The 13796-nt window shown below is 43.3% G+C and carries 13 protein-coding genes; all 13 read right to left on the reverse strand.

Going from position 1 to position 13796, the window contains the following annotated elements; genetic code table 11:
• Nucleotides 1–38: 38 nt before the first annotated feature.
• The 13 genes from ACYVRS_RS04520 to gatC all read right to left on the reverse strand — a co-directional run bounded on the left by ACYVRS_RS04520 (nucleotide 39) and on the right by gatC (nucleotide 13729).
• Entirely contained in the window at nucleotides 39–1082 is a 1044-nt protein-coding gene (locus ACYVRS_RS04520) for a SepM family pheromone-processing serine protease (RefSeq protein WP_461202696.1), read from the reverse strand.
• Nucleotides 1072–1566, reverse strand: a complete 495-nt coding sequence (gene coaD / locus ACYVRS_RS04525; RefSeq protein ID WP_313537914.1) for a pantetheine-phosphate adenylyltransferase — start codon at nucleotides 1564–1566, stop codon at nucleotides 1072–1074. Before coaD ends, ACYVRS_RS04520 begins: the two co-directional genes overlap by 11 nt.
• Nucleotide 1567: 1 nt before the next feature.
• Entirely contained in the window at nucleotides 1568–2122 is a 555-nt protein-coding gene (gene rsmD, locus ACYVRS_RS04530; protein ID WP_313537915.1) for a 16S rRNA (guanine(966)-N(2))-methyltransferase RsmD, read from the reverse strand.
• Nucleotides 2123–2310: 188 nt separating this feature from the next.
• Nucleotides 2311–2655, reverse strand: a complete 345-nt coding sequence (locus ACYVRS_RS04535) for a YlbG family protein (protein ID WP_461197560.1) — start codon at nucleotides 2653–2655, stop codon at nucleotides 2311–2313.
• Nucleotides 2648–3070, reverse strand: a complete 423-nt coding sequence (locus ACYVRS_RS04540) for a YlbF/YmcA family competence regulator (protein WP_461197561.1) — start codon at nucleotides 3068–3070, stop codon at nucleotides 2648–2650. The genes ACYVRS_RS04535 and ACYVRS_RS04540 overlap by 8 nt, the downstream gene beginning before the upstream one ends.
• Complete coding sequence (locus tag ACYVRS_RS04545) at nucleotides 3057–4184, reverse strand: CAP-associated domain-containing protein (protein ID WP_461197562.1); 1128 nt, start codon at nucleotides 4182–4184, stop codon at nucleotides 3057–3059. The genes ACYVRS_RS04540 and ACYVRS_RS04545 overlap by 14 nt, the downstream gene beginning before the upstream one ends.
• Before the next feature lie 15 nt (nucleotides 4185–4199).
• Nucleotides 4200–7628, reverse strand: coding sequence for a pyruvate carboxylase (locus ACYVRS_RS04550; RefSeq protein WP_313537921.1), 3429 nt, complete (start codon nucleotides 7626–7628; stop codon nucleotides 4200–4202).
• Nucleotides 7629–7649: 21 nt separating this feature from the next.
• Nucleotides 7650–8813: an FtsW/RodA/SpoVE family cell cycle protein gene (locus ACYVRS_RS04555; RefSeq protein WP_313537923.1), complete on the reverse strand. Its 1164-nt coding sequence runs from the start codon at nucleotides 8811–8813 to the stop codon at nucleotides 7650–7652.
• A gap of 2 nt (nucleotides 8814–8815) precedes the next feature.
• Complete coding sequence (locus tag ACYVRS_RS04560) at nucleotides 8816–9115, reverse strand: Fpa/YlaN family protein (RefSeq protein ID WP_313537937.1); 300 nt, start codon at nucleotides 9113–9115, stop codon at nucleotides 8816–8818.
• Between the two features lie 364 nt (nucleotides 9116–9479).
• Entirely contained in the window at nucleotides 9480–10514 is a 1035-nt protein-coding gene (locus ACYVRS_RS04565; protein WP_313537925.1) for a diacylglycerol kinase, read from the reverse strand.
• Between the two features lie 10 nt (nucleotides 10515–10524).
• The gene (gene gatB / locus ACYVRS_RS04570; RefSeq protein WP_312540836.1) at nucleotides 10525–11955 is read right to left on the reverse strand and encodes an Asp-tRNA(Asn)/Glu-tRNA(Gln) amidotransferase subunit GatB; all 1431 of its coding nucleotides are present in this window, start codon (nucleotides 11953–11955) and stop codon (nucleotides 10525–10527) included.
• Nucleotides 11952–13424 (reverse strand): Asp-tRNA(Asn)/Glu-tRNA(Gln) amidotransferase subunit GatA, encoded by a 1473-nt coding sequence (gene gatA, locus ACYVRS_RS04575; protein ID WP_313537927.1) that lies wholly within the window; start codon nucleotides 13422–13424, stop codon nucleotides 11952–11954. Before gatA ends, gatB begins: the two co-directional genes overlap by 4 nt.
• A complete protein-coding gene (gene gatC, locus ACYVRS_RS04580) occupies nucleotides 13424–13729 on the reverse strand; it encodes an Asp-tRNA(Asn)/Glu-tRNA(Gln) amidotransferase subunit GatC (protein ID WP_054116258.1) in 306 nt (101 codons plus the stop codon). The genes gatA and gatC overlap by 1 nt, the downstream gene beginning before the upstream one ends.
• Between the last annotated feature and the right edge of the window lie 67 nt (nucleotides 13730–13796).

Raw genomic sequence — 13796 nt, forward strand, 5'->3', positions numbered from 1 at the left:
CACAAAAAAACGACCCTACAGGTCGTTTTTTTGTCATGTTAGTTTGATAATCCTGCCAGGTAATCTAAAGCATCCTGGACATTTGACACAGGAACGATCTTCATATAAGTACCCAATTTCTTAGCAGCAGCAACTGCTTCTTGATAATTGGTTTTGATATCAGGATCGGCTGCCCGTTCTTCATCTGTGATCTCATCTTCTGGAGCGAAGAAAATCTCAGCCCCGCTTTCACTGGCACTGGCTACTTTTTTGTCGATACCGCCAATTCGGCCAACGGTGCCATCACTGGAGATGGTTCCTGTACCCGCGATTTGATGTCCTTTGCGGATATCGCCCGTCAATTGTTGGTAGATTTCTAATGTAAACATCAACCCAGCTGAAGGGCCGCCAATATTGCCAGCATCGATCACAATGTCTTGATCTGATGAGATCTCTGTATGATCGACGAGTGAAATCCCGATACCCGCTTTTTGGTTGGTAGAAAGTTCGATCAATGCGCCGGTCGCTTCTTTTTCTTCTCCGTCTTGTGTATAAGTCACTGTCACTTCATCGCCAATCGATTGGCTTTGCACATAATCGATGAAGTCTTGGCTGCTGGTGAATGATTGGCCATTGACTGCTGTCACCGTATCACCTACAGAAATCTTATCCGCAAAACTTGAATTAGGATCAACGCCCATCACATATACGCCTTTATACGCCATTTCATATGGCAAATCCGCCAGCTTCAAGGCTTGTTCAATGGCGCTATTTTGTGAAGACTCCATATAATACTGCTGAATACGATTGTATTCTTCATCTGTGGCACCGCCAAAGAGATCCTCTTCACTGACTAATTCTTGAAATCCGTTGAATTTTGTGCCAATGGCACTGAAGATTGTTGCCTGTCGTATGCCAACACTTGTCAAAGAAAAGGAACCATCCGAGGTGTCTTCTTTTTGATTGACCGTGATCAGCTCTTTTAGATCGATCGTCGCACCAGGCTGCTCAATATAATATGGGATCGGCAACAAGGCGCCCGCGGCAATCAGCAAGGCAAGTATAAATAATAAGACATATTTGATCGTAGATTTAAGATTCATTGGCTTCACGCTTCTTTACTATGGCTTCATAAATATTTCGCGGCAGATAATCCGCCACATTTCCTTCGAAAGTCAAAATCTCTTTCAATAAACTAGAGCTAATAAAACTATGTTTGGCATCCGCTAATAAAAAGACCGTTTCTAACGTGGGGGCCAGATGGTGATTCATTTCCATGATATCTCGTTCGTATTCGTAATCCTTGACACTGCGGATACCCCGCAAAAGAAATTGTGCGCCGAGCTTTTTTGCAGCGACAACTGTCAATTCTGTTTCCTGGGCAATCACGCGTACGTTAGGGATATGGATCAGTGCCTCTTGGATCAGTTGGACCTTTTCTTCACTGGAAAAAAAACTTTTCTTATTGGTATTTACAAAAACACCAACGATGATTTCATCAAATAATTTAGCCCCACGTTCGATCAAATCAACATGGCCCGTAGTGAGCGGATCAAAGCTACCTGGAAATAAGGCAATTTTATTCATGCTACCCCTCATTTCTATAAATTGTGACTTGCGAAATGCCATAAGTTTGCTGTTTGATCATTTCCAAAGAATCGATATTTTCAGGCAGGAGAATCGCTTTATCGGTTTCACAGATCACCTTTGCGCCGCTGGACAACAAATCTGTCGACAGCATCTCAGTCAATTGCTCCACGATCTGCTGTTTGGCATATGGCGGATCTAAAAAGAGATAGTCAAACTGCCGCCCCTCTTCAGCAAAGCTGGCAATGGCTTGTTTGGCATCCATTTTCAACACTGTAAATTTTTCCGGATGTTTGGTGACCTCGATATTCTCACGAATAATCTTGATTGCAGGGAAACTGCGATCCACACAGACAGCATGATTCGCCCCTCGCGATACAGCTTCGATGGCCAATCCGCCACTGCCGCTGAACAAATCAAGAACTTCCCCACCGTCTAAATATTGACCTAGCATATTGAAGATCGCACCCTTGACTTTATCCGTCGTAGGCCGTGTATTTTCGCCTGCCAGGCTTTTTAACCTTCGTCCACCAAATTCTCCTGCAACTATCCGCATCGTCTTCTCCTCCAACTAAACGCATCTCTAAGGTAAAATAAATATAGCACTGTTCCTTAAAATAGCAAGTATGTCTCAACTTTTTTTACAGTTTTTCACACGACTAGCTATGGCATGTAACTTATGACCTGCCACAAATGTCAAATTCTGAGCAAAAAAATAGCGGCGCTGTGACACGCCACCATTATTTACACATGCTCAGCTAAGCGAATCATTGTATTTGTCTCTTCAACGTCAAAGCCATCCTCTTTGCTTGGATACGCTTCATCGGTGCCGATTTTATCCGCAAAGTCCATCGCTACATCAGGGCGATAAGACGGTTCAACCTGACGGACAAAATGAAATTGTTCGATTTTGTTTTTTTTCGCTTCATATTCTTCTTCATTCAAATACATCACCACATATTTCATTTTACGTGACACATAGTGAACAAAGCCAAAACGACGCAAGTTTTTCAATTGGCGCAAACTATAGACCCATACGATCAGCCCACGTCGCTTTTGGATTTGAAATGGTTCTTTTTCTTCATGCATGACAATTTCCTCCACAACTTGTTTTTGAATGAAAAAACGGACTACCGGCATCGACTTTGACTGAAGCTGAAAAACAGGTTGCGATCGATACAGTGATTTCATCAAGTAAGCGTTGCAGATTGGTTTCAGCTAAGCGATAGTCGCTCACACGGTCATTCATGTCCAGATTGCGTTTGGCTTGACGCATACCGCGTCTGGCTTCTTTGAAACCTGGTGCGAATTCACCGTAAGATTCAATATTCTCAAATGCACGTTTTTCAGTCACAAAAGACTCGATCAGTGTGCGTACGACTTCATCTTGGTACATCAGTTGTCTATTTGTTGCATACGCCGTAAACGTTGTACTGTCCTTGATCGTCTTTGTCACCCGTTCAATTTGATCAACGATCTCAAAAAATTCTTTATTGTATATCATCCGTTGTACTAGCCTCGGTTTCTTCTTGTTCTTGCACTAAGACTACCATATTTTCTTGCGAAAAAGCAATTCCTATCTTTTCAGCGGCGTCGTGTGATAAACGATCTGCAGCAGCTGGGTCGCTGAACCAAGAAAGAATACTAAAAGTCGGATCATAGACAGGTGCCTCAAAGATCGTAGCTGTGGCTGTTATGTCTTGATCTTGCAGCAATTCTTGCCATTCTTCCGTCGTTAGATTGAAATTACTCGTTTTTTCACTAGACAAGGCTTTCTGATACGAATGGATCCTTTGGGATGTCAGATGATCTGCGCTATTTTCAGTCACTTCCTGTAACAGTGTCGAAGCTTCTTTCTGGGTATCTAGATTTGCCGAATAGGTATCCAACTGCTGGATGCCGCGCATTTTTTCAATAATCACGAAAGCGAGTGTTCCTTTATCTAAAGTGGCTTGCTCTGCTGAGATTGTCTGAGATGTTTGAAAAAGCGGTCTTTCTCCCTCTGTTAGCGGATAAGGGGCCAATTTCAATAATGTGGACTGATCAAGATAGCTGATTGCTTGCAATTTGGCGGTGATATGGTCAAAGAACAAGACAGCAAAAGTCCCATTGTCAAAAGCCACCAATGGACGATAATTCATATCTGATTCCATGAGTTCGAAACTGACGGTCCGATCATTTTGCTTCAGACTGAAATTGGGATAAATCATGGTTAAGTCTGTCAATTCCGCCAACGTCATTCCCATTGTAAATGGCGTCAATGAAGACCCGCCTTCACCAATCACTTTGATTGCTTGGACACTTTCACCATCCGTATTGATCTCAATATATTGCTGATCGTCCAACTGATTATAGACCCTCACTTCAAAATCATAGCCGGTGCGATACGTTCGCACCGGCAGGCCATAATCTTCTTCAAAGTCTGAAACAGGTTCGCCAATTGCATTGGCAAGACCGTCCGCTTTGATTGTTTCATAATTCATTGTTGTAGGTGCTTTGACTGGATTCTCAGAAACAAAAGGGGTATCAGAAGCATGCTGGTAAAAAACCGGCTGTAAATAGACCACCGCTAAAGCAAGGATAAATAGACACCCGAACAACATGCTTCTATGTTTCATTTTTGCGTCAGCTCCCTACTTTTCTTTGATTTCGATCAAAAGATCACCTGATTGGATCGGTTCACCAGCAGTGACATAGACGTGTTCGACTACGCCTGCAAAACGCGCTTCAACTGATGTTTCCATCTTCATGGCTTCTGTCACCATCAAGGTTTGGCCTTTAGCCACACGGTCGCCTTTATGCACGAGAATCTCTAATACTGATCCACTCATTGACGCGCCGATTTGTTCTTTGTTCGTTGGTTCAGCTTTCCGTTTGGTTTGAACCGAGCTAATGATTGAATTGTCTTTGACGACAATTTCTCGTCGTTGCCCATTCAGATTGAAGAACAGCGTCCGGTTCCCTTCGATGTCTGCTTCACCAATCTCATCCAGGCGAATAATCAAAATCTTGCCTTTTTCTAGTTCAACATTGATGGTTTCACCTAAACGCATGCCGTTGAAGAACGTTGGCGTATCCAACACTTTGACATCAGCAAACTGCTCATAGGCTTTGCGATAATCTAAAAAGACTTGTGGATACATCAAGTAACTTAACACTTCTTCATGTTTTGGCTGATAGCCGATTTTTTCAGCGAGTTCTTGTTTGACAGCCTCAAAATCAACTGGTTTGGCGAAAGCGCCAGGACGTTCTGTGTAGGCTGGGCGTCCTTTCAAGATGATTTTCTGCAATTTCTCTGGGAAGCCGCCAACCGGTTGTCCCAACTCTCCTTGGAAGAAGGTCACAACTGATTCTGGGAAACTAAGATTGTCTCCTTGTTCATAAATATCTTGTTCGCTCAATCCGTTTTGAACCATGAATAATGCCATGTCTCCAACAACTTTCGAGGAAGGTGTTACTTTGACGATATCGCCAAACATCATGTTGACATCATGATAAACTTCCTTGATCTCGTCCCATTTCTCGCCTAAACCAACCGCTTTGGCTTGCTGTTGCAAGTTGGAATACTGGCCGCCAGGCATTTCATGTTTATAGACTTCGGTTTGCGGTGCATTCAAGCCGTTTTCAAATGAATGGTAATACATGCGGACATCTTCCCAGTAATGATTCAATTGTTGAATATTATCGACATTGATCTCTGGACAGCGCGCACCGTTCACTAATGCATAGTAAAGACTGCTCATACTAGGCTGGCTGGTGGCACCACTGACAGCAGACATAGCCACATCCACAATATCGACGCCAGCTTTAGTCGCAGCTGAATAAGTGATGATCCCATTGCCGCTCGTATCATGGGTGTGCAAATGGATCGGCACATCAATACTGTCTTTCAATTCGCTGATCAAACGGTAGGCCGCTTGCGGTTTCAATAATCCAGCCATGTCTTTGATCGCAATGATATGGGCACCTAGATTTTGTAATTCTTTGGCCATATCTTTGTAATACTGAACAGAGTATTTTTGACGTGTTGGATCATTGATATCTCCGGTATAACAAATCGTCGCTTCAGCAATCTTTCCGGTATCTCTCACTGCTTGGATACTTTTCTCCATTTGCGGGATCCAGTTCAAACTATCAAAGATACGGAAAACATCAATGCCCTGATCTGCAGCTTCTTTGATAAATTCGACTAAGACATTGTCAGGATAGTTGGAATAGCCCACAGCATTAGACCCTCTAAAGAGCATTTGCAGCAATGTATTCGGCATGCGTTTGCGGAACATCCGCAATCTTTCCCATGGATCCTCAGTCAAGAAACGATAGGCAACGTCAAATGTCGCACCGCCCCACATCTCACTTGAGAACAATTGCGGGATCGCTTCTTCTGTCATAGCAGCAATTTTCTTAAAGTCTTGGGTTCTGACACGGGTCGCCAACAAGCTTTGATGGGCGTCACGGAAAGTTGTATCTGTCAACAGCACATTTTTCTGATTGCCGATCCATGATACGACCGCATCAGCCCCGTCCTGATCCAATACTTGTTTTGCACTTGTGTAATCCGCCAATGTTTCGATCTTTTGCGGCAAGCGTGGTTCATTGTAAAAAGGTTTAGGTTGTTGTTCAATACCTGGGAAACCGTTGATCGTGATTTCACCGATGTACTTCATCGTTTTGTTGCCACGATCACGAATCCGCGGAAAATCAAATAATTCTGGTGTATTATCAATAAATGTGGTTTTGGCCTCTCCAGAACGAAACGCTGGATGAGAAACGACATTTCTCATGAACAGGATATTGGTTTTGACGCCTCTGACCCGAAATTCTTTCAAACAGCGCATCATTTTTTGAATGGCTTGATCAAAAGTCGCTGCATGGGTACAGACTTTTACCAGCAATGAATCAAAGTAAGGGGTCACGACTGCACCTGCGTAGGCATTTCCGACATCTAAACGCACACCGAAGCCGCCTGGCGAACGGTAGGTATCGATTTTACCAGTATCCGGCATAAACTGATTTGCAGGATCTTCTGTGGTCACCCGACATTGGATCGCCACGCCTTCGAATCGAATATCCTTTTGTTGCGGAATACCGATCTCTTTGTGGAGGTCTTTGCCTTGGGCAATCAAAATCTGTGTGGTCACAATATCAAGGTTAGTGATCATTTCAGTGATGGTATGTTCGACTTGGACGCGAGGATTGACTTCGATAAAGTAGAATTTGTCCCCTTCAACCAAAAACTCAACGGTTCCAGCATTGATATAGCCAACATGCTTCATCAATTGAACTGCAGCTTGACAGATTTTTTCTCGTTGGGCCTCATCCATCGATACGCATGGCGCAACTTCCACCACTTTTTGATGTCGACGTTGAACAGAACAATCCCGCTCGAACAAATGGACGACATTGCCATGTTTGTCCCCTAAGATCTGCACTTCAATATGTTTCGGATTGCTGATATATTTCTCAACATAGACTTCGTCACTGCCAAATGCTGCTTTGGCTTCACTCTTTGCTCGTTCATAGCCGTCTCGTGCTTCTTTCTCATCGTGGGCGACACGCATGCCACGGCCACCGCCGCCTAACGCAGCTTTGATCATGATGGGGTACTCATGGGTTTTCGCAAAGTCCAGCACTTCTTCAACTGTATCGACGGGACCATCTGATCCAGGAATCGATTGAATCCCTGCTTCAACAGCTGCTGCTTTGGCTTTGATCTTGTCGCCAAAAATATCTAAATGGTGGGTCGAGGGACCAATGAAAATCAATCCTTCTTCTTCACAACGTTGTGCAAAACCTAGGTTTTCTGATAAAAAGCCGTACCCAGGATGGATACCCTGTGCTCCTGCTTTTTTTGCGGTACGGATGATATCTTCAATATCTAAATATGCGTCGATTGGGCGTTTGCCTTTACCGACCAAATAAGCTTCATCTGCTTTGAAGCGATGCACTGAATATTCATCTTCAGCTGCATAAATCCCGACTGTTTTGATACCTAATTCCGCACATGCGCGAAAAACACGAATCGCGATCTCTCCGCGATTGGCAACAAGAATTTTTTTCATCTAACCACTCCATTCAATTGATCAATCGTTTAAACTATATTCTTTCCTCTTTTCTTCTGCGCTGATGTTCAACACAAATCCAATACATATCGATAACATCAACAAGCTGGATCCACCTTGACTAAGGAACGGGAAAGTGATCCCGGTCAAAGGAATGATACCTGTGATTCCGCCTAAGTTGATGAATATCTGGGACAGAAACAACATGCCGATCCCCGTACACATCATTGAATTGAAAGGATCTCTTGAACGTATACCAATCAAAAAGATCCGGCCAACCATATAAAACAAAATCCCTAAAATAATGATAGAGGGAATCAACCCTAATTCTTCCATGACGATCGAAAAGATATAATCAGTATGGGCTTCATTCAGAAAACCGCGCTTCTGGATACTATTGCCTAAACCACGGCCAAACAGCCCGCCATTGAACATGGCATAGTACCCATTGACCATTTGATGACCGGTGTTGTATTCATCAGCGAATGGATTCAAATAGGAAGCAAACCGGCTATAAATATAGGCTGGCAAAAACTTTCCGCCCGTGAGTCGTACAGCGAAAATGATCAAGCCGCTGGCAATGATGCCAGCACCGCCTAAAATCAGTGTATACAAATAATTCAAGCCGCTGGATAATAAAACAGTGAATGCCAGCAGCACAACGATCACGGCATTCCCGAAGTCAGGATAAAAGCCTAAAATCGCAGTATAGACCAAAACGATCCCAATAGGCCGCCAAACGGTTTTAAGAAAATCCTGTTGGATGCCTTTTTGCCGATACGATAACGTCATTGCCAAAAACCAGACAACGATAAATTTCAGGTATTCCGCCGGTTGCACAGAAAAACCAGCAATCGACAGCCAGCCGTATGCCCCATTTCTCTTTTCAAAGAAAAAGGCAGCGATCAGCAATACCAAAATCACGATCATGGCGATCTGGACAAATTTTTTGTGACGAAAGACATCGGTTTTCATCTTGTACATAATCGTGATCAAGATCAAACTCAATACCCAAAAGAGCGCCTGATTGATGACATAGGACGCTGAAGTCGTAGGTGGTGTCGCCGTCATTGCCACATAGGACGTTGAACTATAAACCATCATCAATCCTGTAATACATAAAAAGATATAAGGGAGCAAAATACTGTAATCTAATAAATGTCTTTTTTTAACTTTTTCCGGCAAGATTATGCCTCCTTGCCTATTTCATTCGTTCGTTGATCTTCATACACATCACTATATAACTGGTTCAAATCTTTCTCTAAGTCTGCCATTAATTGTTGCCCTTCTTGATTATCAACGATCCCTAAACGAATCGCGAAAGCAACTTGTCGTGATAACCCATACATTTGGGTATCGACGACTTCTTCAAAGGCTTTGCATTGGGCAATACATAAACTATTTTCTTGATTTTGAATCAACTTTTTGATTCGTTCTGCATCATCTTTCAGCAGATCAAGCGCTTTTGCGGCATCGATTTGCGCCATTTCAGTCCCCCCATTTCTTCGTTTCATTATTATAGCATATTCTAATATTGAATGACATCCAAAGCAAGCAGATAATCGTTTGAAAAAGCGAACTTTTCACCAGATTAATCAATTTAATTCGTCTTTTGGTCTATTTAATAATTAAACAGAATCAATCATTCGGAAATTCCACCTGTGAAAGCCGTGTTTTCGTGAAACATAACGTCTTTATGAAACAACGCAAACCTTTAGGTGTAGGTTGTTTTTTACGAAACCTTATTGCAGCAACATTTCACTCAAAAGAGCAAAGATATTTGTCCACAATTTACAAAAAGAACAGGAAGCGAAGGCCCCTGTTCTTTAGCTTTGCCATCCATTCATTTGGCTAGCGATTCTCATCACCGATTTTTCCATCACCATTGATATCTTCATCAGATAGTCGTTCGACTTCCTTGATGAAGCCTTTGCTGATTTCTTGGTAGCTTTGTTCACCCACCACTGCTTGATCAGGAATTTGATCAACATTGGCAAAAAATTCGATATGATTGTGCAGATTCTCAAAGCGCATCGGTGCATCGCCACCATACTCACCATCCAGATTGATCATCAAACGGTTGGTTTGCTCAGGGGCGTCTACCTCAAGAAAAGAAGTCTTGGTATAGATCAACCGACGGTCATTGATATGTTTGCCGCCATTCATCATCAGTGCCAACAAATGAACGATTTCAAATATATTGGCAGTTTTGACGATGATCAACGAAAACTTGCCGTCATCTAGTTTCGCATCCGGTGCGATTTGTTCGAATCCGCCAACAGAATTGGTCAGTCCTAAGAAAAACATCGACGCACCGCCGATATACTCCCCATCTTCGTACTTTAAATGCATTTTGATGGGCTTGACCCGCGGCAGCAACTCGGCCCCCTTAGCTAAATAAGCCAAATAGCCAAAGACACTTTTCAGTTCAGAGGGGACATCATAGGTCAACTCTGTCAAATGGCCGCCGGCAGCAATATTGATAAAATAGGTGTTCGGTGTTTTACCGATATCCATCTTGACTGTTTGCTGTTTCAATATCACTTCTGCCGCTGCTTTGATATCATTTCTAGGTATCTTTAACGCACGGGCGTAGTCATTAGTGGTGCCGCCAGGAATGATGGCCATCTTCGGACGAACCGCTAAGGGCGCGATACCATTGACGACTTCATTGATGGTGCCATCACCGCCTGCTGCTACGATCAAATCAAAGCCGGCTTGCCCTGCTCTGCTGGCTTCATCCCGCGCTGAGTATGGCGCTGCGGTGGTTGCAAAGGCGCTGGCTTCAAAGCCTGCTGATTCTAACACATCTAAAATATCCGCTAAATGCTTACGGATCAATTCTTTGCCAGATGTCGGGTTATAGATCACTCTTGCTCTTTTCATGGCTCGCCTCTTATCGTTTTGCTAATTCTTCTTGCAACAATTTATTGACGATACCTGGGTTGGCTTGTCCCTTCGTGGCTTTCATGATTTGTCCCACTAAGAAACCAACGGCACGGTCTTTCCCATTTTTGAAATCATCGACAGATTGCTGGTTTTGATCCAGAACATCATTGATCATTGGCAGCAATTGTGCTGGGTCAGATAGTTGGATCAATCCTTTGGCTTTGACTACCTCTTTCGCATCGCCACCATTGGTGATCAATTCTTTAAAGACTTTCTTCGCGATCTTCGAACTAATGGTGCCATCTTCGATCAAGCGAATCATCCCTGCTAAATTATCCGGAGTTAGTTTGGTATCTGGCAATTCGATTTTTTCGCTGTTTAGGTAAGCAGATACTTCACCCATCAACCAGTTAGACGCCTGTTTCGGATCAGCACCAGCATCGATCGCTGCTTCAAAGAAATCAGACATTTCTTTCGTGAGGGTCAAGACCATCGCATCATACTCTGGCAAACCTAATTCAGAAATATAACGAGCCCGGCGTTTTTGCGGCATTTCAGGCAAGCCTTGACGCACCCGTTCGATCCATTCATCGTCGATCACAAAGCGGGGAATATCTGGTTCTGGGAAATAGCGGTAATCTGATGAACCTTCTTTGACACGCATCAACAATGTTTTGCTGGTGGTTTCATCAAATCGACGGGTTTCCTGTTGGATTTCGCCACCAGAAAGCAGCACTTTCGCTTGACGTTTTTCTTCAAAGGCAAGACCTTTTTTGACAAAAGACATCGAGTTCAAGTTTTTCAATTCTGTTTTGGTACCGAAAGCTTCTTGTCCGTAAGGGCGCAAAGAAATATTGGCGTCGCAACGCATAGATCCTTCTTCCATCTTGACATCAGACACTTCTGTAAACAAAACGATTGAGCGCAATGCTTCTAAATAGGCATAGGCTTCTTCAGGGGAGCGCATATCTGCTTCTGATACGATCTCGATCAACGGCGTACCTTGACGGTTCAAATCGACATACGAATAGCCGCCTTTGCCATGCATATTTTTCCCAGCATCTTCTTCCAAATGGACCCGTTCGATACGGATTTTTTTCTTTTTGCCTTCGACTTCGATCTCGATCCAACCATCGTGCCCAATGGGTTGATCAAATTGAGAGATTTGATACGCTTTGGGATTATCAGGATAAAAATAGTTTTTGCGGTCAAAATGCGTTTCTTTTGAGATTTCACAATTCAACGCCAATGCCGCTTTCATCCCAAATTCAATGGCAGCTTTATTCATCACAGGCAAGACTCCTGGATAGCCCCAGTCAATGACATTGGTATTGCTATTTGGCTCCGCACCAAAATGAGCAGGCGCTGGAGAGAAAATTTTTGATTCTGTTTTTAATTCAACGTGGACTTCAAGCCCAATGACTGTTTCGAAGTTCATGCTTTGCCCCCTCCTAAAATCACTGGTTGTTTCTTATGGAAATCAGTGGCTTGTTCAAATGCATAGGCCGCTTTATACATCGTAGCTTCATCAAAGTGTTTGCCGATGATCTGCAAACCAACTGGCAACCCTTCAGAGAAACCAGCAGGTACTGACATGCCTGGCAAGCCTGCTAAGTTCACAGGGATCGTTAAAATATCATTCATATACATGGTGATTGGGTCATTGATGTTTTCACCAATGCCAAATGCCACAGTTGGAGATGCTGGACCAATGATCAAATCATATTGATTAAACACTTGATCGAAATCTTGTTTGATCAAAGTCCGTACTTGACCTGCTTTTTTAAAGTAGGCATCGTAGTATCCTGCACTTAATGAGAAGGTCCCTAACATGATCCGGCGTTTGACTTCTTCACCAAAGCCTTCGCTTCTTGAGTTGACATAGACATCTTCTAAATTCGTTATATGTTCAGAACGGAATCCATAACGAATCCCATCAAAGCGCTGTAAGTTGGAACTTGCTTCAGAAGAGGCAATGATATAGTAGACTGCCACGCCATATTTTGAATGAGGCAGACTCACTTCTTCGACTGTTGCGCCTAAAGCACGGAATGTGTCGGCAGCTTTCAAGACTGCGTCACGAACTCCTGGTTGGATGCCTTCTCCCATGTATTCTTTCGGTAAAGCTACTTTCATTCCTTTGATGTCCCCAGTTAATCCTGCAGCAAAGTCAGGAACAGATACACCTGCTGAAGTACTGTCTTTGGCGTCAAAGCCGCTGATCGCATTCAAGACAAGGGCATTGTCTTTGACGGTCCTAGTCATTGGGCCGATTTGATCCAATGAAGAAGCAAAGGCAATCAAGCCATAACGAGAGACGCGGCCATAGGTAGGCTTTAGTCCTACGATGCCGTTGAAAGCTGCTGGTTGGCGGATCGAACCACCCGTATCACTACCTAAAGAAACTGGGACTTGGCCAGCAGCAACCGCTGCAGCAGAGCCGCCTGAAGAGCCGCCAGGAACTTTGGTTTGATCCCATGCATTCTTCGTTTTCTTGAAATAAGAGGTTTCGGTACTTGCCCCCATGGCAAATTCATCCATGTTCAATTTGCCGACAGGAATCAAATCTGCTTGGTAGACTTTATCCATGACAGTTGCATCATAAATAGGATCAAAATTACCTAAAATTTTAGATGCGGCAGTCGTGCGCAAGTCTTTCGTGACGATGTTGTCTTTGATCCCAATCGGAATACCAGATAAGACATTGCTTTCAGTAATGCCTTTGCGATCGATTGCTTGTGCTAAGTCCTGTGCTTTTTCTTCGTTCAAAGCCAAGAAAGACTCGATCTGCGGTTCTGTTTCTTTGATCCGCGCAAAGGTTTCGGCTGTTAGATCTGTTGCTGTGATTTCCTTAGAAACCAATAAAGAATGTAATTCTTCTATACTCTTGTTAAATAGTTCAGTCATTAGGCACCGGCCTCCCCGTTGTCGATAATTGCAGGCACTTTGATGAAGCCATCTTCTGATTCTGGTACATTCTTCATCAATTCATCCCGATCCCATCCGCCAATCGTCACATCTTCTCTCATGACATTGATCGTATCCGCAACATTTGACGTAAATGGTACGCCTTGTGTATCGACTTCTTCAAGCGTTTCTACCATATCGATTATTTTTCCTAGCTGAGAGGTAAACTCGTGTAATTCATCTTCTGAGAATGAAAGTTTTGCTAGTTTGGCAACATGTTTGACTTGTTCTTCACTGATCGCCATAAAATCCTCCTCTTTCTTGCATACGTAACATACGTTTTGCGTTTTTCCAATGTATTGTATCACTTTT

Source organism: Enterococcus salsurae (assembly GCF_054784955.1).

Bases quoted from the DNA above. Each gene is read 5' to 3' on its own strand.
- gatC (WP_054116258.1), bottom strand. From the start codon at position 13,729: ATGGCGATCAGTGAAGAACAAGTCAAACATGTTGCCAAACTAGCAAAA.
- ACYVRS_RS04560 (WP_313537937.1), bottom strand. From the start codon at position 9,115: ATGGCGCAAATCGATGCCGCAAAAGCGCTTGATCTGCTGAAAGATGAT.
- gatA (WP_313537927.1), bottom strand. From the start codon at position 13,424: ATGACTGAACTATTTAACAAGAGTATAGAAGAATTACATTCTTTATTG.
- gatB (WP_312540836.1), bottom strand. From the start codon at position 11,955: ATGAACTTCGAAACAGTCATTGGGCTTGAAGTCCACGTTGAATTAAAA.
- coaD (WP_313537914.1), bottom strand. From the start codon at position 1,566: ATGAATAAAATTGCCTTATTTCCAGGTAGCTTTGATCCGCTCACTACG.
- rsmD (WP_313537915.1), bottom strand. From the start codon at position 2,122: ATGCGGATAGTTGCAGGAGAATTTGGTGGACGAAGGTTAAAAAGCCTG.
- ACYVRS_RS04540 (WP_461197561.1), bottom strand. From the start codon at position 3,070: ATGATATACAATAAAGAATTTTTTGAGATCGTTGATCAAATTGAACGG.
- ACYVRS_RS04550 (WP_313537921.1), bottom strand. From the start codon at position 7,628: ATGAAAAAAATTCTTGTTGCCAATCGCGGAGAGATCGCGATTCGTGTT.
- ACYVRS_RS04545 (WP_461197562.1), bottom strand. From the start codon at position 4,184: ATGAAACATAGAAGCATGTTGTTCGGGTGTCTATTTATCCTTGCTTTA.
- ACYVRS_RS04565 (WP_313537925.1), bottom strand. From the start codon at position 10,514: ATGAAAAGAGCAAGAGTGATCTATAACCCGACATCTGGCAAAGAATTG.
- ACYVRS_RS04520 (WP_461202696.1), bottom strand. From the start codon at position 1,082: ATGAATCTTAAATCTACGATCAAATATGTCTTATTATTTATACTTGCC.
- ACYVRS_RS04535 (WP_461197560.1), bottom strand. From the start codon at position 2,655: ATGCATGAAGAAAAAGAACCATTTCAAATCCAAAAGCGACGTGGGCTG.